Source organism: Bacteroidota bacterium, assembly GCA_016718825.1.
In the GTDB taxonomy this organism is placed as follows: Bacteria; Bacteroidota; Bacteroidia; order J057; family JADKCL01; genus JADKCL01.
Map to the genome: position 1 here is coordinate 47,746 of JADKCL010000027.1, position 18,941 is coordinate 66,686.

Sequence of the window (18,941 nt, forward strand, 5' to 3'; positions counted from 1 at the left end):
TTTCAAACACCTACTCCACACTCAACCGCAACACCTCTACCTCGCCTGCGACCTGCACCCGCATGAGATAAATGCCTTTGGCCAGGCCGCCAAGGCTCAATTCGGCGGAGACGCCTGCCACGTTCCAATGCCGCAAGGCGCGGCCGGCCAAGTCGTACAGGTCCACGGCAAAGCCTTGCACGTCCAAGCTCACGCGCACTTGCACGCGCTCATTCGCCGGATTGGGCGCGACCTGCACCCACCGTTTTGCAGGCAAATTCACCTCCACCGCATCCGAATAGGCCATTTCACCGTCGGGTTTTTGAAGCTTCAAACGGTAAGTCCGCACGCCGCCCCAATGGCTGCGGTCGGTGAAGCCGTAATTTTGTTGGCCTTGAATGTGCGCGACCTCGGTCAGCGGCGTCCAGTCTCCGCCGGGAAATTTCCTTTCGACCGTGTAGGCCTCCGCGTCGCCGTCCCGTTGCATGTTCCATTGGACATCAACGCCATTCGCATCCGCAAGATTTGTCCAGAAAGTCAGCCCAGGATAAGCCACGATGCCGCAGCCCGACAAGTCGGCCGGACTTACCGTGATGCAAACCCGTCGCGCGCAATTCAGGCATTGCGTCGGGCTCGCCGGGGTATTGGCCGTAACGACGTAGGTTCCCGGATCGATGATCGGCGTACTGCCCTGTCCGCCGGAGGTGATGACTTCATTGAATCCATTCGGCCCCGTCACCGTGATGCTTCCGCTTCCTGAAAGTCCTGAGGCATCGGAACAAAACCTGCTTAATCCAGTGAAAAGGAGGTTTCCGCTGACGCAAATCGTATAGTTTCCACTTCCTGTGAGCGTATCGGGCACGGCAATCGGCGCGAAAAAGGGTCCATTGTAATAGTGGTTGCAAGAGGAGGCGCCGTAGTAGGACCAGCTTTGGCCGGTGCTGTTATGAGACAAGGCATAAAACCCGCGCGCGAATTGTGTCGGAAGGCTGCCGCTCAGGAAATAATAGCCGTTGCAGCCGGGATTGAGATCTGTCAAACTGCCGCAACTCACGAACCGGTTCGCAGAATAGCGCCAACCCAGCAAAGCCGTTTTTCCGATGGCCGTCACCTTGGTCATACCTACAGATTGCGGTGTGGTTCCTTCGTAGTATTGCACGTTGATGCCCGTCCCGGAAGTCGCTTCCCAGTCTGCAATACATTCGTAGACAACCGTATAGAAATTGTTGTTGGTGCGCCAGTCGATGCATTGTTTGTCGCCGCCCTCGGCGTTGCAGAGGTCAAAGTTGGTGGCAAATGTCGAACCGCTCAGGTTTTGGGAGGCATAGGTTCCATTCTGCGAAGTCAAAATCTCAACGCCGCGTTCGGCTTGATTGACGCCCCGCCGGACGGTGCCATAAGCCGTTGCAAAACTCGTCAGTGTTGAACTCCCAACGCCGTCGTCATTGGCATCTGCTCCGTAGCCACACATGTTGGCAAAGCTGATGCCACAGGGTATGACTTCGTCGCCGGATGTGATGACGGGGTAGTCAATGGCCAAATAGCGTCCGGGATTGGTCGTGGTAATTCCCGAGGTGCAGGAGGCCGTTTGGCTGTAGCGAATGCGGAATTTGAAGCCGGATGTAAAAAAGGCGCTGTTGACCATGATTCCGGAGGCCGCGGTGCTGCCCGACGCGGCGGTATAGAAATTGCCTGGCGAGGTGGTGTTTTTGAAGACGGTCACACAGACCCGCGACCAAGCGCTTTCGGTGAGCCATTTGGTATTGGATGTGTTGTTGAAACACATGTCTGAGCTTGTGCTGCTCAAATTCATCTGCAAGACTTGTGACCAAGCCGTGCCGCCGTTGGTCGAGAAGTCAAGAAATGCGATGTTGCCCACACAACTTCCCCAGCTGTTCATTTGTCCGCAAGATGTCTCGGAAGGAAAGAGCCAGAATTGGACCTTGAAGGCCTCCACGGCACTCATGTTGAAGGTTTCAGACACGAGTGTAGGGCTGTTTTGCCCACGCAGCACAGCGTAGCTGAGGTTGGAGGGGACATTGGGGCGCCCGTCGAAGTTGGCGCCGAGTTTGCCACTTGCGCCACCGCCTCCGACGGCTTGTGTACTCGCAAGATTGCCGATGCAAAAGCCGTTGGTGGCGGTGCAAGAACCGCTGCAATTGGGCTGAATGAGGCCGGCCTTGGCGCCGTAGGCATCTGCGGCAGGAAGCGGGCCGGCCGTGGTTGCGGAAGGTCCGCCCGCAAAGGACCATCCTGCAGGCAATCCGCTCGTGGACCAAGTGGTGGTTCCAGCAAAATCGTAGGCGGTGCGGATGCCGGCGGTCGCTTCAAACGCATTCGGCTGCGCACAAGGACTGGTACACGTAGCCCCATGGGGCACGTCTTGGGGGCAATTTACATTCGTTTCACCCGGATCGACCGTGCCGGAGCCGCAGTCCGGGCATTGGGAATAGACCACTTGGCACCCCACCAACAAAACGAAAACAACCAACAAACCGCGCTGAATCATCCTTCCACAATCCGTATTCATCCCGAAACTTAATCAAGCCCATGCAAAAAATCAAAACATTCGGGTTGGCAGGTCTGTACCATGGAGGTCAACCGAAACGCTGAGAGAAGGGTTGTGAACATCGGGATAGCTTTGTAAGCAAATGGAAAAATGCAGTTTGTCGGAAAAAATAGTTGGAGACAGTACCGTGAGCATTTGTGAAAATCCAGAATTCAACACCAAGTTGATTCTGCTGATTAGCTGCGCTGAACACAGGATTCTGGAAATTCTGTGAATTCTGGAAATTCTGATCTAGAATTCTGCTCAAAAAAAATTAGGGGCCTCAATCCGCCGCGGCGGAGAGTCTCCCTAACTGCATACAGCATGAATAGGGGCAAAAAAAAATTAGGGGCCTCAACCATCTTGTGGGAGTCCCCTAACCCTTGCTCTTGCTTGATGTAAAGATGCAGCGACAATTTCGGCACCACAAGGCCGATCTTACGAGCTTCTTACTTGCCATCATCCCCATATTCTTGAAAAATCAATCATCTGAATCCATTCAGGCTTCCAAATTCTTACGCATTCAGGTGCTTTTTGGGCATGAAAAAATGAATGAAACGAGATTTTAAAGCAGCCTCCGACCGCTGTAACTATCTTTGCAGGAAGCCCTCGGGAAAAACCACGTATGAGAATACACGTTTACATTCTAGCAATAGCCGCCATTTTGGTCCATTTTGGGGCTAAGGCCCAAAATTCGACGGCGCTTTGGGACGACAGCCGCGTTGCGGCGATCTATTTGACCATTCATCCGGATTCGCTCGATTCGATCTATACCAATATCTATTCCGATCATTATTATTCGGCAGAACTTGTGTTTGACGACGGTGTCGTGCGCGATACCGTGACAGAGGTGGGTATGCGCCTACGCGGCAACACCTCCCGAGCCGCAGACAAAAAGTCGTTCAAGGTGAGCTTTAACGAATATCTCCCCGGAAGACGGTATCAGGGAACCAAAAAACTCAACCTGATCGCCTCGCACAACGATCCGACGATGGTGCGGCAAAAGCTCTTTTACGATGTCTGGAACCAATGCGGGATGCCTCCACGCCGCACAACCTTCGTTCAAGTTTACATCAACCAGGTCTATTACGGTCTGTATTCCAACCTCGAAGAAATGGACAAGGACTGGCTGACCACGACATTCGCAGAGAATACGGGCAACCTCTACAAGTGCATTTATCCGGCGGATCTGGTCTACATCAACGGGAATCAGCAGACCTACAAAAATATTGCGGGTTCCACGGGTCGCGCCTACGACCTCCAAACCAATGAAACCCTCGATGACTACACCGATCTCGTCGAATTGATCACGCAACTCAACCGGATTCCCAATGCGCAATTCGCTGCCGAAATCCCGCAGTATTTGAATGTGCAGGGCTATCTGAAGGCCTTGGCAATCGACGTGGCGACGGGCAATTGGGACAGCTACGGCTACAACAAAAACAACTATTACCTCTATCACCGACAGTCCTCCGGGCAATTCGAATTCGTGACCTACGACGCCGACAACACGTTTGGGGTGGATTGGGTGAATCGCGACTGGGCGACGCGCGATTGCGCTGACTGGCTGAGTCATAGCGAACCGCGACCCTTGGCTTCAAAACTGCTGGCAGTTCCGGCCTTTCGGGCGCAATATTATGCCGCACTGGACAGCATTACCCGATTTGTGACGCGCCCCGACAGCATTTTCCCCAAAATCGACGCCTTGAAAGCATTGATTTTACCCTTCGTTCCGGCAGACACCTTTCGCAGCTTGGATTACGGATATGATTTGAATGACTTCGAATTGGGATTTACCGGAACGGTCGACGGACATACGCCCTACGGGATCAAGCCGTTTCTCGGTACCCGCTACAACAGTACGCTCGGGCAACTTGACGCTGTGAAAACAACCAATGGCGTGGACATAGCCCAAGTGGTCACCGCCTTTCCCAACCCCTTCGGCCCGGGACAAATGCTGCATCTCCATTCCAAATCGCCGGTAAAACCCGACCTCCAGGTCACCATCATCGACCTGCAAGGGCGCATCGTACACCAATCGACTTGGGCAGCCCACGAAACCACAACTGAATTGGATCTTGGAGGCCTAGCAACCGGCAGCTACCGCGCCATTCTTCAAGGCAAAGGTGTTTTTGGGGCGATTGGGCTTGCAAAACTGTAGAATTTCCAGAATCTCTTGATCGCGCTGTTTTTGCGGGGTCCGCAAGAATTCACGCGATTTTCGGAATCTAGTTTGGAATCGAATTCAATCAGCATGCAGAATTCAACTCCAAGGCTGATTCTGAGAATTCTGTAAATTCTGCTCAAAAAAAAATTAGGGGCCTCAACCATCTTGTGGGAGTCCCCTAACCCTTGCTCTTGCTTGAAACAAAGATGAGGCGACTTTTTGCGGTCGGCAAGGGCGTTCTTACGAGCTTCTTACGCGGACTGATCCTCAAAAGCATTCTCCAATGCCATTCTGAATGCTTTTAGAACAAAAAAATCTTACGTCCAAACATTTCTTATCAACTCGAAAATCATCCTTTGGGCGAAGAACCAAGGATGAATGTCAGCTTAAAAGTTCATTCGAAGGGGCAACAATGGCTTGTCAGGGCTGAAAAATCGTAAATTGACCTTTCAATTGTTCATTCACCCAAAAAGAAAGCGCATGAAGATTTCTACTTTCGTTTTAGCACTTTGCTTGGGCTGTTTGATGAGTTCGCCGGGGTTGAAGGCCCAAAATTATGTGAACTTTACCATCAATCAGCCTGCTGCACCCAGTTCGTCGTTTTCCTATACGATTCAGAACACAACCTATACCTTCACTGATCTGAGCTCGGGTACAGGTCTCACCTACAGTTGGACCTTTGGCGATGGCAATACGTCCACGCTTCAGAATCCCACCCATACTTACGCGACGGATGGCAACTATACCATCTGCCTGGGAATTACCGACATCAACAACTGTACGAGCAACAGCTGCGACTCGGTCTTGGTGGTGGGCGTGCAAAATGCGATTCCGGGATTGACCTTCGAAGTGGCGCCGAATCCATTTTCAGGTCAGACCGCGGTGAATTATGCACTGACCGAGGCTGCTGACATCAGCATTTCGGTGTACAACCTGCTCGGTGCACGTATGCAGACCGTGGTCAGTGGCCCGCTGGCCGCTGGCAGTTATCAGCAACGCATCGGCAGCGGATTGGCTGCAGGTAGCTACTTACTGGTATTTGAGGTAAACGGTAAGCAAATGAGCCGTCGCATCGTCAAAGCACAATGATCCATCCACATCCAACAAGAAACAACATGAAAAAGTATATCAAAGGATTTTGGATAACATGCGGATGGATATTGCTGGGTGGACTTTTCCAGCAGGCCTACTCCCAGTCTGCAATTTGTGACGGCGAAGAGGTGGTTTTGACCCTGAGCGGTTACACGGGAACGATCCAATGGGAATATTCCTCGAATCTCGGCGGCCCATTTACGCCATTGTCGGGCGTGGTGGGCGACAGTGCCTCCATTTTCCCGGATAGCAGCGGATTTTACCGCGCCGTGGTGACTTCAGGCACCTGCAACCCTTTTTATTCCGACACGCTTGAGATTCTGGTTCATCCGAATCCAATTGCAGATGCGGGTCCCGACAATGGTTTGTGCGCAGGCGGCACCGTCAACATTGGCGGCAGTCCAGCAGCATCTGGCGGAACTGCTCCCTACACCTATACTTGGACACCTTCTACAGGATTGTCCGCCGCCAACATCGCCAATCCCGATGCCGGGCCTGCTGTCACAACGACTTATTTGCTGACTGTCGTCGACACCAACGGCTGCAGCAGCAGCGATTCCATGACGGTGACTGCCAATGACAGTCCGGTCGCGAATGCAGGTGCAGACGTCACGATCGCTTGTGGCGATTCGACGCAATTGGCAGGTGCAGCGACAAGTGGCGCAGCCCCTTACAGCTTCTCCTGGTCGCCCTCAACCGATCTGAGCAATGCTGCGATTGCCAATCCTTGGGCTTCGCCCAGCGGATTGACGGCTTATGGCCTCACTGTCACCGACTCCAATGGCTGCGTCGGAACAGATACGGTCACCGTCACAGTTGCAGGTGGCGGCCATGGCACATTGACCTTCGCCTACACCGGCACAATTGACACGAGTTTCGTGATCCCTTGCGCCGATTCGTTGGTGATCGAAGTCTGGGGCGCCGAAGGCGGCAACAACACGACTTCAACCGTTGCACCTGGCATGGGTGCCTACCAAAAGGGAACATTTGTCTTGGCTCCCGGCGGCAAACTCAAAGTTCTGGTCGGCGAAAAGCCCAGCTTTGGTGGCGGCAACGGCGGTGGCGGCGGGACCTTCGTCACGCTTCCCAACAATACCCCGCTGATCATCGCCGGCGGTGGTGGCGGTTCGGCGCAGACGACTGACTCGCCCAACAAGCATGGCCAAGCTGGCCAATCGGGTGGACTAGGCGCAGCTGGTGGCGGCGCCGGTGGCACGGGCGGCAACGGCGGGGCCATCGGCCCAAGCGGATTCCAATCGGGTGCAGGCGGTGGCTTGCTCACGAATGGCACGAACGGCTGGACGACCAATACAGGCGGATTGGCATTTGTAAATGGCGGCAGCGGCGGCACCGCCAACAGCCTTGCAAGAGGCGGCTTTGGCGGCGGCGGATCGGGTTCGTCTTACGTCGTCGGCGGCGCAGGTGGCGGATATTCCGGCGGTGGCTCCGGTGGCAACAGTTCCGCTGGCGTCGGTGGCGGTGGCGGCTCTTACAATGCAGGAACCAATCCCGTCAGCACCAGTGGCGTTCGCACCGGTCACGGGCAGGTCGTCATTACCTGGTAAAAAATCCTAATACAAAACGGCGCGAAAATGGAGTCAAAACTCTGTTTTTGCGCCGTTTCGCATTCGAAGGGATTGGGTGTGTAACAATCCGGGGGAGTCGGCGCCATACTTCCGCACGGATCTGAACGTTTGCCTTTGGCGTAGGAGGTATGAAGTTTTTGATTAGGAACGCTTTTCGCCGGAGGCAAATGTTCGATGTCCTGCGGCAGGATGCCGCGGACTCAAAGACGAATTCAACACGCAACTTGATTCGGCAAATTAGCTTCGCTGATCTAAAGATTCTGTAAATTCTGCTCATGATGTTGCCCAGTGATCCAAAACGACCGTGGCTTGCGTAAATACCTTGCGGAAAGTAGGATTATTAAAGTATTTGAAAGATGGATCGACTCCTTGAAAATCAAAAAGGCATTCAGTTTTGGGTAGAAATGCTGATTCCGGTTAATTACCTTAGCGACGAACGCAGTCTCCGCAAGGCACGGCTGTTGGTGCTCTTTTACCTTTCGACGGCGATTTTTTTGGGCGCCTTTGCGGCCTTGTACCATTTGGTCGGGTATTCTTTGGGCGTTTGGGCCTGCACCTACGGTGCCGCGGTGGTTCCATTGCTCCTTTTTGTCTTTCACCGCAGCGGAAGTTTTGGCATCACAACGGCGGTCTTCGACTTCAATGCCATTGTCATGTTTTCCATCCTGATTTACGGAACGGGCGGCATCAATTCGAGCATCGTCCCGTGGTTGGCGATCGTCCCGGCTTCTGGATTTGTCTTTTACGGCTGGAGACGCGGCTTGATGATGTCACTGGTTTGCTTGATCGAAATAGTCATACTCTACGTTTTGAAGGCCAAGGGAATGGAGCTCCCCAGACTATATGACCTTCAATACACGCAGCTACTGAATTTGATTGTCCAGCTTGGTCTGATGGCCTATATTTTTATGATTTTGCTGATTTATGAGGTCTCCAGAGAACGCACCATTCGACAGCTCGACGAATTGAATGCCGACCTTGCCTACCGCAAGCTTGAAGTGGAGCTGCAAAGGGAGGCATTGCGCGAGAGCAATACCCGCATCGTCAACACCAACGCCAACTTGGAATTGAAGGTCGCCTCCCGAACGGAGAAATTGCAGCAGGCTAAAAAGGAACTTGATACCTTTCTCTACGAAGCTGCGCATGCCCTGCGGCGGCCCGTAGCACGGATTATGGGGCTGGTTTCGATTTTGCGGTCCGAGCCTGAGAATATCCCCACAGCATTGGCGATGCAGGACCATATCGACCGCAGCACGGCGCTGATGGACCAAATGTTGCATAAACTCATTCTCGTAAGCGAAATTGACGGTCGCACATCCACGACGGAAAACATTGAGGTCCTGAACTTTTGCAACGCGATTCTCGCGGACCGGATGACGGAAACCCAGAAGTCAGAAAGTGGCCTTCAGGTTGAAATTTCCGCGGATCTCATGGTCAATGCGGATCCGTTTTTTTTGCTCCGTGTGGCCTTCGAAAATGTGCTTGACAATGCCCTCCAATACTCCGCAAAAACGGGAAGAAAGCCGGAAATTTGCATTGCAGCGACTAAGGAAGACGGTGAAATATTGCTTCAAATCACAGACAACGGTCTCGGCATTCCAGCCACAGAAATCGGCCGTGTCACCGAGATGTTTTTCCGTGCAACCGAAAAAGTTCCCGGCGGAGGTCTGGGGCTTTACCTTGTACAGAAATCGCTCGATAAAATGGGCGGAACAATGCTCATTTCCAGCGAATTGGGCGTCGGAACGGTTGTGGAGTTGAGGTTTATGAATGGCTAGCCTATTCCGCAAGTGATTGCAAAAATGCTCAGGTCTTCGCTGTCGCAGCGGCAATGCAATGCAGGACCTTTTGGGGATCACATCCATTCAATCCAGCACCCCATGCCGAATTGAATTCAAGCATAAACCATCCCAAATCAGGATTGAACGCTAGATCAACTACGTAGGTGCGAGGCAAGTCGCTTGCATGCGCTTGCGCAAAGGCGGAGACCAGCAATTCGGCTTCTGCCAAATCGCCTTCCCCTTCATAAATCGCGGAAGCTTGAACCTCACCATCCAAAACAAAAAACCGTGACTCCGCAGAAATCTCCACCTTTTCAGAAGTCAAAACAGCTTCCTTGCCCGGCAAATCCAAAGTAGCTGCCTGCAATTCCGAAAGGCTTTGGTACACGGCTGCTACGAATTGTTTTGGAATGACCGGCTTCACAAACAAGGGAAAATCGCTTTCCACCAGTTCGGCAAGATCGCGCTGCAATACTGTGCGTTTCGTCCATTCCTTGGAAATGCGCCCGATCAAGGCATCGTCCGGCGAAAGCAATTTCAATCCCAACACCTGCGCCAAAACTTGGGCAAAGGTATCGTTGCCGTAAATCGCCACAGCTTCATTGTCGGCCAAGTCCGGCTTCACCCAAAACTTCTCGACGCGTCGCACGCGCCCACCTGCGGCCTCCCATGCTTGCGCGACGCGATCCCTTTCCTCATCGGATTTGGCTGGAGTCAACAATGTTGTCGCATTCTTCATTCCGCTGAATTATTCCGGCAAAACTTGCCCCAACAACCGCGCCTGTTTGATGTAAATCTGAAAGCCGCCCTCGCGGCGCCGCACGACTTTGAATTCAATGTCGACGCCGTAACGGATCTTTCCGTATTGCGGCGCACGCGCCTTGAAATCACGATGCACTTGGACGGCCAAGTCTTTCAATTCCAGCAGGGTAGCGGCGAGCGAATCCTGCAAAAAGACATCGTGGAGATTGCTTTTGGACTCGATGGAATATTTCGTGGCGGATGAATTCTTGAAAACCAGCGCTTCAGGCACCTGCCCACCTTCTGGATTGGTGACCGCAGCCTCCCCGAATTGCGAATTGACGACAACGGCAAAATCGGTTTGATCGGGAACCGTGAGCACCACCCCGTTGGCATATTCTTTCCCATAAGCCTCATTGATGAGGATCGCCATGGCGACTTTGCGGTGGTCGATGAAGTAATATTCCCGTTCGGCCCAAGCGTGGGGCGTCCAGACGGCGGCGTATATCTGGAGAATGCGGTTTTGAAGCTTGGCAGGAATTTCGTCGGCATCCAGTCCCTTGGAGAGGTAAAGCCCTGCGCCGTTGAAGCTTGGCAAATCCTCACAATTGGTGCTGCTCCGCAGTCGGATGCGCTGTCCTGGAAAATGCGTTTTGAGGGTTTCGGAGACTTCCACGAGCATTTGGGGGTCGATTTTCGCCTTCAAAATCTCCGCGCGGATGTTTTCCAGCCGCTTTTCAATTTCGGCGGGCGTCAAATTGGCCTTTTCCAGCAGCAGTGCGTCGATCAAGTTCGCAACATTCCCTTGTTGGATGACTTGCTGATAATAAACAAAGGGAATGGCAAATCCGGGCCTGACGTAGGCTGGAAAACGCCGTTGAATAATGGCATAATTGGCGGCCTTGGCGCCGATCACATTCGGCTCCAACAACAAAAAAAGGCCGGAACTTGCCGAATTGAAAGGGTCACCTTTGGCCAAATCGACGATGCCTTTCTGGGCGAAATTGGGTTCCGGCAATTCGACTTTGACCTGGTGTTTGGCCCAGAAGGCCTCGGCTTCTTTGAGCGTCGCGTCGTGCAAGGTGATGCGTTGATCGGTGCATTCGACGCGGGTGAGTTTGCCGATGCGGGCATGCAAACCGGGAATGGCCGCCGTGTCGAGGGCGTAAAGGTTCAAAGTGCCGCGATTTTTGGCGAGCAGGTTGATGTGGGACAGAGGTGTTTGGGCTTCGAGGTAATGATGCCGTTCACAGGCGGCACGCGCAGGGGCGTTTGCGCATACACGACGATGTCTTGTGCCGTCGGCCGGAAATTGGTCTCTTCGCCTGCCTTCACGTAGCGCAAATAGCCGAATCCCGTTCCTGCATTGAGGATTTTCACCTTTTCGCCGCCCATCAAGGTGACCAACTGATTGGTGGTTTTGTTGGGGAATCCTGCCTGGTTAAGTGCCGGGGCGAGGGCCACATTGGGCTGACTTTCAGGATTGGTGGAAAGGATCACAATGCCATTCGAAGTCTTTCCCGTAGCCTGCCGAATGTAATCCTGCACAGTTTTGAGCAAGCGCAAGGTGGTTTCGGTCATTTGCTGGGCATTGTCGCGGTAGGCATAGTCTTCGATCCGGATCGCCCATTCGTAGGATTTGCCTTCCAGTACAGGCGGCTTTTTCCGGAGATCGAATAGGAAAAACGGCATGTATTTGCGCTGGGCGTGGTCGCGGACCTGTTCCTTGAATTGGGCGAAGGTGATCCCGGTTTTCAGCGCCACCGAAATGTATTGCGCATGGCCTTTGTACTGAATCGCATCGTAAAGATGGATTTTAGCCGCGGGCTTGTCCCAATCGGTGGCCACGCCCGTCCAAGTAGGAATGGATTCGAAGGAAAGAAACTGAAATTGCCGGTCTTGGTAGACGGATTGCGCGGACAAAACGCGCGCGCACAACACCATCAGCAATGTTCCCAAACCCCGCTTGATCAGCTTCATAACACGTTGTATTTCATCGTTTCCGAGCATCGAGTATCCACAAGCAAAACGCAAGCCAAAAGCTCCTTCAGTGGTCTGCAACGGCGACCTACCTGAACCAACCGTCCAGCTGTTCGCCTTTCTTCTGCATATCTTCGAAGCCAGCACATCCCTCTGCTTCGGATTTGGGAAATTTGTCGCCCGCTGCCTCATCGACTTCCTCGAGTTTGGCCTTCAGTGCCCCGAATTTGGACAAGACCTCGGCGCTCATTTCCTCGGGCGACTTGGCATCACCTTTTACCTCGATGGCTTCGTCGAGCAACGAATTCAGGGCATCCACAAAGTCGCAGGGCGTGGTGAGTTCACTTACCTGAATGTCCAATGCCGATTTCTTGCAGCCTGAGACTGCCAAACCAACGAACAGAATAAGAACCAAGAATACATTCGATATTTTCATACATACAATGATTGATCTTAATGGGATTATGTGTCAAACAGTTGTGCCGAATGGCCGATCCTGATGGCAGGGCTGCTTCAATGGAGCCACCCACGGAGCTGCTTGACTTTATCTTGCAGGGACCCGTAATGCTCACATTTTTGTGCTTCTTCTTTCGGAAATTTTGCTTCCGCCCCGCTTTTGACTTCATCGATCTTCTTGTCCAAAGCCAGTCGTTTCTGCTCGTCAGCAGCGCTCAATTCTTCTTTCGAATTCGCGCTGCCTTTGACGGCAATCATTTCGTCCATCAAGGATTCCAAGGCATCCACAAATTCGCAGGCCGTTTTGAGATCGCTGACCTGAATGTCCATGGGCGACTTTTTGCAGCCCGAAACTGCCAAACCGACGAATAAAATCAGCGCAAAGAAGAGATTCGATATTTTCATACAGTCAAATTTTGGAGTTTCAATGAAGGAATGCGAAGCAGCAAGGAGGGATTAGCCATTGACGTTTAGGTTGTTGTGTCGCAATCCGCCTTGAATTCGGCTGAACCACGCCATGGATCCCACGAGATAGACTTCCGTTGCTCCCACCAACGGCAAAAACAGCGGAGTTCCGGCGGTAAAAAAGGCTGCCAATCCGACCATCATGGCCAGTCGCAGCAATTCGAAGGTGCGACCAGAGGGCTTGCCCGCGGTAATGCTTCCCATGCTCACGATGCTGATGTAAATCAAGCCGGCACAGCCTGCTATTGCCACGGCACGTTGCAGGGCATCATCGGCGTACGCCTCCCGCAATTTCCCCGACATCAGCAGGAAGCCCGAGACGCAAAGGATGACAACCACGTATTGCAGCAAAACATAGGTGCCGATTCCCTTGGACACCGCCGTATCAAATTTGTGAAACGACTTGGTCGTCACGGGTTGCGGCTTTTGAGGACCTCCCAAATAAGCGGGCCGCCAACCAGGTCCCTTCACGATGGCTTTGAGCATATCCAAGGGATTGCGGCAACGCAGAATGAGTCTTCCCAAGTCCACGAGATAGTCAAAATTCGCCCAGACCGGATTCCAACTCGCCAGCGGCTTCGTCACACCGTAAACCACTTCCTCTTCCTCGACCTGAAACGTGCCAAACATCCTGTCCCAAATGATCAGCGTGCCGCCGTGGTTTTTGTCGATGTATTTGGGATTTACGCCATGATGCACCCGGTGGTGCGACGGTGTGTTGAAGACATATTCGAAGGGTGCCCACATCTTGCCAATCAATCGCGTATGGATCCAGAATTGGTACAAAGTCTGGAATTGGCTCACGACGAGAAAAACGACAGGATCAAAGCCGATCCAAGCGAGCGGCAAGTAAAATACCCAACTCGAAAGGCCTTGGAATGCGCCTTGGCGGAGGGCTACGCTGAGGTTGTATTCTTCGCTTTGGTGGTGGACGATATGGCCGCCCCACAAGATGCTGATTTCATGCGCGTAGCGGTGAAACCAGTAGTAGAAAAAGTCCACGCCGATGAAACAAAGTACCCAAACCCACCATTGGTCAGCGCCCAGCGTGAGCAATTTGTAGTTTTCGTAGAGATAGAGGTAGGCCACAAACAAAATCCCGCGAATGAGCACCCCGAAAACCTGCTGCGCCACGCCGCAGGAAATGTTGGCAATCGCATCGTTGAGGCGGTAAACCTCTTGACGGCGCCGCCGCGCCACCCAGATTTCCACCCCGATCAGGATGAAAAAAACTGGAATCGCATAGATGATATAGGGCGTCACCTTGGGCATGGGGTGAAATTAGGGAATTGGGTTTGGAAAGTCCAGTGGTGACGGATTCAATCTTCATTCTGTTTAGCGATGAAGGCAACCCATGGACAACTTGTTTTCTCCAACCGTTTTTCCGTACTTTTGCACCATGCGCTTTCTGAAACCCTTTGTTTCGATGGTATTGGCTTTGCTCATCGGCTTCACGTCGCTGGGCTTGGCAGTGTCTGCGCATACCTGCTCCGAATCGGGATTTGCCGAAACGAGCCTTACGCCGCTCAAGGCTTGCTGCAAAACAGCCGATGGCCACGGCTTCCGGGCCGAACCCTGCTGCGAAGTCAGCGTCAAGCATGTGAAGTTGGCGACCGTCAGATTGGCAACCGCGCCATTGGAATTGCCCATGGCATTTTCTGCGCTCTATTTGCCGATCGTCCCGCTTTCGATTGGCCTGGATGCTGCTCCTTCGAATGGCATTACTTTCCTCAAAGACCCGCCTGAGGCGCCTCCTTTGGCCACAGGACGCGCCATTCAAACCCATTTTTGCTCCTTTTTGATCTAAAAACGATGCTGTTGTTGCGTCCCTGCTGACTTTCGGCCGGGTTGTTCGCGTTTTCAACTTTGCATCGTTATGAAAAAATACATTTTCTTACTTTTTACCATCACCCTGCTTTTTGGCCCACTATGGTCGCAGACTGAGATCAGAGGAAAGGTCTTCGAATTGGATCAAGAAGGCCTCGAGGTCGAATTGGAAGGTGCGACCGTGATCTTGGTCCAAGCAAAAAAAGGCACCTACACCGATTCCAAGGGAAGCTTCAAGCTCCCGTGGTCCTCAGGTGACACATTGATCATCCGGCACATCAGCTACGAAGACGATACGATCCTGATCGTCGAGGGGCAGGAATATTACCGTACCGCCCTGAAAACGCCTGCGACGCAGGCTACGGTTGAGATTCGCGCCAAAATTCCTGCGAGCAGCTATTCGATGATCGAGGTGCAACAGGTGCAGTTGATCAGCCGCGCCGAATTGGGCAAATCCGCTTGCTGCAACCTCGGCGAAAGCTTTGCGGCGAATGGCGCAGTCGATGTGGCCGCCACGGACGCGGCTACAGGTTCGCGGGAAATCCGTTTATTAGGATTGGCGGGCCGGTATTCGCAGTTGCTCACCGAAAAGAAGCCCATGACACGCGGTCTCGGCTCCATCTACGGCCTCAACTACATCTCCGGCGACTGGATCGAAAGCATTCAGATCGCAAAAGGCACCGGTTCGGTTGTCGATGGCTACGAATCGATGACCGGCCAAATCAACGTGGAATTCCGGAAACCGGGCTGCGAAGCCCCCAAATTGCACGTGAACCTTTACCAAAACAACTTCGGCCGCACCGAGGCCAATGTGATCGCAGCGAGGCAGTTCACCGAGCGTGTCGGCACCATGCTCTACACGCACGGCAACCTCAATTTGGGCCACCAGGACCCCGATGGCGACCATTTTCTCAACAATCCGAATGGGAAAGCTGCCATCCTCGCCAACCGTTGGTTCATCCAGGCGACCGACCAACTCGAACTGCAAGCAGGCATTCAATACCTGCGCGAGGACCGCTTTGGTGGCCAACCTGAATTTGATCCTTCGACCGACCGCGGCAGCAATTCGGTTTGGGGCTTGGGCGTGAAAACGAAGCAATATTCGGCATGGACCAAAACGGGCTATGTGGCCAAAAACAGGGAATTCCGTTCCGCAGGGCTGATTTTGTCGGCGTTTAGGCATGACATGGACAGCTATTTCGGGCTGAATGACTACAAAGGCTTGCAGGATAATTTCCGGGCCTCGTTCACTTTTCAGGATTACATGGTCGACACGCGCCATACGATTCGCACCGGCGCCTCCTTTTTGCTCGACAGGTTTGAGGAGACTTTGGAAGACTCGTCCTTCAGTCGGATGGAAACGGTCCCTGGCGTTTTCGCAGAATATACCTGGAAACCCAACGACAAATTTTCAAGCGTGATCGGGATGCGCGTGGACCAACACAACATGTATGGCACGCTGCTCACGCCAAGGCTTCACCTGCGCTACAACCCGGTCGAGAAGACAAGCCTGCGGATTTCGGCCGGAAAAGGCTATCGCACAGCCAATCCAATCGCAGAAAATATCGCGGTATTGGCAAGTTCACGGACCATTGTTGCGCAACAAAGCAGTTTACAGGAAAAAGCATGGACCTTTGGTGCTGGAATCGTGCAACAATTCAAAGTCAAAGGCCGCGATGGCAGCCTCGTATTGGACGCTTATCGCACGCAGTTTACGAGCCGTTTGGTGGCCGACGTTGAAGACCCGCGCAGTCTGCGCTTCTACAACATCCAAGGCGGATCGTACAGCAATGTCATCCAATTGGAATTGAATGTCGAAGTCCTGCCCCGCTTGGATGTGAGACTTGCGTGGCGAAGCCAAGACGTGCGGAGCACCTTCGACAGCGTGCTGAAGCAAATGCCGCTGACACCGAGCCATGCCGGCCTGATCAACGTGGGCTGGAAAAACAAGACCGAGCGGTGGTTGGCCGATGTGACCTTTGCCTACACCGGCAGTCAACGCCTGCCTTCGACGTCCGACAACCCTACCGGCTACCAAGCTGGCGAGCGCGCGCCTGCCTACCCACGTCTGAATGCGCAGGTGACCCGCAAATTCGGGAAGACTTTCGAGCTCTACCTGGGCGGGGAGAACCTGACCAATTACCGGCAAGAAAATCCCGTGATTGGCTCGCACGACCCATTTGGCCCGTATTTTGATGCTTCGATTGCCTGGGGTCCGCTGATGGGCGCCATGGGCTACATTGGTTTACGTTTTGATATTCAATGAGAATCCACTTCAGCATACGCCTTATGAAAAACAGCTTTTTATTGATCCTTTTCTTGCTCTCGGCCACGCTGGTTTTCGCGCAGAAGCCAGCAAAAACCGCCACATCCACGATCGCGACGAGCGCCAATTGCGGGGAATGCAAAACCAGAATCGAGGCTGCGCTCAACGGAACGAAAGGTGTGAAGTCAGCAGACCTCAACCTCGAGACGCATGCCGTCACGGTGACGTACAAGCCCAAAAAGATTGACCTCGCCGGAGTCCGGCAAGCGATTTCTATGACTGGCTACGATGCCGACGATGTCAAAGCCAATCAGGAAGCGCACGACAATCTCCCGCAATGTTGCCGCAAAGGCGGACACGATTAAGCGTTTGATCCTGTGCGATCCTCAGGATTTATTTTGTGTTCAAGGGGAGAGCAATGAGAAGCATTACCCTTGCGCCAAGCCTTGTGACCGCTCAGCAAGTGTTTTCAACACTTCGTCAAATGAAATTCATTTGAATAAGGGATTCTGTTTACATTCATCTATGAAACAGTTTTTCCTTTTTGTTCTCCTGTCGTTGGTGGGATTGTCCGTTTCGGCACAGATCAAACGCAGCAATTTTTGGCCCATCGGTTTGTATGTAGCCTTGGATTTTTCCAGCGGTTCGCCAACGGTGGTTTCAAGCTTGAACCAATGTACGGAAGCCGCAAGCTCCATCAGCGATACGCTTGGGAACCTTTTGTTTTATTCCGATGGCGTAAATGTTTTTAATTCCACGCACGCCATTATGCCCAACGGCGCCAATATCGGCGGTTGCGCGAGCAGTTCGCAGGGGGCTTTGATCGTTCCGATGCCGCAAAGTCCGAATCTATATTACTTGTTTCTGAATACCTGCTACGAGTACAGCTTCTCCCAAGGCGCGCGTTATGCGATCATTGACATGAGTCTGAACAGCGGCCTTGGGGATGTGGTGGCCCCATCGCAGTTGATCGCCAATGGCTATGCCGAAGAAATGGCGGCCACGTATCATTCCAATAATTGCGATGTATGGATCGTGTTTCATGAACGCACGACAGCAAACTATATGGCCTACCTCTTGACCGATACCGGGCTGACCACGCAGCCGGTTGTTTCCGCGGCGGGACCGAGCTATTTGCCGATTGACAATACCTATTCTCGGTCAATGTTGAAGTTCAATCGCGCTGGAACGATGGCTGCACAAACTGCACGGAGTGGTACAGGTCCTCAAGTCCATCATTTTGATCGAAGCACGGGTATTTTTACCCCATTTCTCTCCATGCCCAACAGGCCGCAGTTTGACGACCCCTATGCGGCCTGCTTTTCGCCCAACGATAGCTTGTTGTATGTTGAGATGCGTTATTATTCTCCCAACACGTGGAGTTATATCCTGCAGTATGATCTGACTTTTCCAACGGGGCAACAAGCGTCGGATTCTTCCATCGTGGTGGCGATTCGGCAGCAGTCGCCCGAGTTTGGGCAAATGCAATTAGGTCCCGATGGCAAGATTTATTTTGCGCAGTACAACCATAGCACACTGGGTGCCATTACCAATCCCAACGTAAAGGGAATGGGTTGCAGTCCGACGTTTGGGGCGGTGACGCTTACAGGCGGACAATCCATGTATGGGATGCCCAATTTCCCAAGTCAGTTTATTGGCGTCGGACCGAATGTAGGATGCACGCAGCCGGTGGCTGTTGAGGTGCCGGAATCACGCGAATTGTCAGTCTATCCGAATCCGACATCTGGTTGGGTGACATTCGATTTTGAAGCTTTGGAGGGTGTCGCGTACAGCCTTCAAGTTCTGGACATGATGGGCCGCACGGTCATGTTGAAAGCCCAAATTGCCGCCCCCTTCCGGATAGATCTCGGCGGTTTGGCAGGAGGGATTTATGCCTACATTTTGCGCGCAGACGATGTCGTGAAAGGAAAAGGGAAGTTGCGGATCGAATGAGTTGCGTTTTTGAAAATTGAAAAGTGGTTTTGCCGACTCCAAGGAGCCTTCAAAACCACTTTTATTTTACTGCCTTTGCCTTCTCGCAGGATCGCGATGG

Annotated in this window: 15 protein-coding genes; 8 read left to right on the forward strand and 7 right to left on the reverse strand. The window is 52.9% G+C overall.

All coding sequences use genetic code 11. The features are described from left to right. Positions 1 to 10: 10 nt before the first annotated feature. The gene (locus IPN95_22635) at positions 11 to 2,488 is read right to left on the reverse strand and encodes a T9SS type A sorting domain-containing protein (GenBank protein ID MBK9452164.1); all 2,478 of its coding nucleotides are present in this window, start codon (positions 2,486 to 2,488) and stop codon (positions 11 to 13) included. A gap of 664 nt (positions 2,489 to 3,152) precedes the next feature. On the opposite strand from IPN95_22635, the gene IPN95_22640 reads away from it, so the two are divergent. The 4 genes from IPN95_22640 to IPN95_22655 all read left to right on the forward strand — a co-directional run bounded on the left by IPN95_22640 (position 3,153) and on the right by IPN95_22655 (position 9,150). Next, positions 3,153 to 4,688, forward strand: a complete 1,536-nt coding sequence (locus IPN95_22640) for a CotH kinase family protein (protein ID MBK9452165.1) — start codon at positions 3,153 to 3,155, stop codon at positions 4,686 to 4,688. Between the two features lie 486 nt (positions 4,689 to 5,174). Continuing rightward, positions 5,175 to 5,783: a PKD domain-containing protein gene (locus IPN95_22645; GenBank protein ID MBK9452166.1), complete on the forward strand. Its 609-nt coding sequence runs from the start codon at positions 5,175 to 5,177 to the stop codon at positions 5,781 to 5,783. 26 nt (positions 5,784 to 5,809) lie between these two features. Then, positions 5,810 to 7,351, forward strand: coding sequence for a hypothetical protein (locus IPN95_22650; protein ID MBK9452167.1), 1,542 nt, complete (start codon positions 5,810 to 5,812; stop codon positions 7,349 to 7,351). Positions 7,352 to 7,728: 377 nt separating this feature from the next. Then, complete coding sequence (locus IPN95_22655) at positions 7,729 to 9,150, forward strand: HAMP domain-containing histidine kinase (protein MBK9452168.1); 1,422 nt, start codon at positions 7,729 to 7,731, stop codon at positions 9,148 to 9,150. Positions 9,151 to 9,178: 28 nt separating this feature from the next. Here IPN95_22655 and IPN95_22660 read toward each other — a convergent pair whose 3' ends face one another. From IPN95_22660 to IPN95_22685, 6 genes are all read right to left on the reverse strand, one after another. Beyond that, positions 9,179 to 9,892, reverse strand: coding sequence for an ATP-grasp domain-containing protein (locus IPN95_22660; GenBank protein ID MBK9452169.1), 714 nt, complete (start codon positions 9,890 to 9,892; stop codon positions 9,179 to 9,181). Between the two features lie 9 nt (positions 9,893 to 9,901). Next, the gene (locus tag IPN95_22665; GenBank protein MBK9452170.1) at positions 9,902 to 11,071 is read right to left on the reverse strand and encodes a hypothetical protein; all 1,170 of its coding nucleotides are present in this window, start codon (positions 11,069 to 11,071) and stop codon (positions 9,902 to 9,904) included. Further along, a complete protein-coding gene (locus IPN95_22670; protein MBK9452171.1) occupies positions 11,068 to 11,874 on the reverse strand; it encodes a hypothetical protein in 807 nt (268 codons plus the stop codon). Before IPN95_22670 ends, IPN95_22665 begins: the two co-directional genes overlap by 4 nt. 88 nt (positions 11,875 to 11,962) lie before the next feature. Continuing rightward, a complete protein-coding gene (locus IPN95_22675; GenBank protein ID MBK9452172.1) occupies positions 11,963 to 12,310 on the reverse strand; it encodes a hypothetical protein in 348 nt (115 codons plus the stop codon). A 77-nt stretch (positions 12,311 to 12,387) separates the two neighbouring features. Beyond that, entirely contained in the window at positions 12,388 to 12,735 is a 348-nt protein-coding gene (locus tag IPN95_22680) for a hypothetical protein (protein MBK9452173.1), read from the reverse strand. Between the two features lie 51 nt (positions 12,736 to 12,786). Continuing rightward, a complete protein-coding gene (locus IPN95_22685; GenBank protein MBK9452174.1) occupies positions 12,787 to 14,067 on the reverse strand; it encodes a sterol desaturase family protein in 1,281 nt (426 codons plus the stop codon). A 127-nt stretch (positions 14,068 to 14,194) separates the two neighbouring features. Between IPN95_22685 and IPN95_22690 the strand changes: the two genes are divergently transcribed. From IPN95_22690 to IPN95_22705, 4 genes are all read left to right on the forward strand, one after another. Then, positions 14,195 to 14,602 (forward strand): hypothetical protein, encoded by a 408-nt coding sequence (locus tag IPN95_22690; GenBank protein MBK9452175.1) that lies wholly within the window; start codon positions 14,195 to 14,197, stop codon positions 14,600 to 14,602. A 69-nt stretch (positions 14,603 to 14,671) separates the two neighbouring features. Next, the gene (locus IPN95_22695; protein MBK9452176.1) at positions 14,672 to 16,888 is read left to right on the forward strand and encodes a TonB-dependent receptor; all 2,217 of its coding nucleotides are present in this window, start codon (positions 14,672 to 14,674) and stop codon (positions 16,886 to 16,888) included. 23 nt (positions 16,889 to 16,911) lie between these two features. Beyond that, complete coding sequence (locus IPN95_22700; protein ID MBK9452177.1) at positions 16,912 to 17,253, forward strand: heavy-metal-associated domain-containing protein; 342 nt, start codon at positions 16,912 to 16,914, stop codon at positions 17,251 to 17,253. Between the two features lie 160 nt (positions 17,254 to 17,413). Continuing rightward, positions 17,414 to 18,841, forward strand: a complete 1,428-nt coding sequence (locus tag IPN95_22705) for a T9SS type A sorting domain-containing protein (protein ID MBK9452178.1) — start codon at positions 17,414 to 17,416, stop codon at positions 18,839 to 18,841. The last annotated feature ends 100 nt before the right edge of the window (positions 18,842 to 18,941 follow it).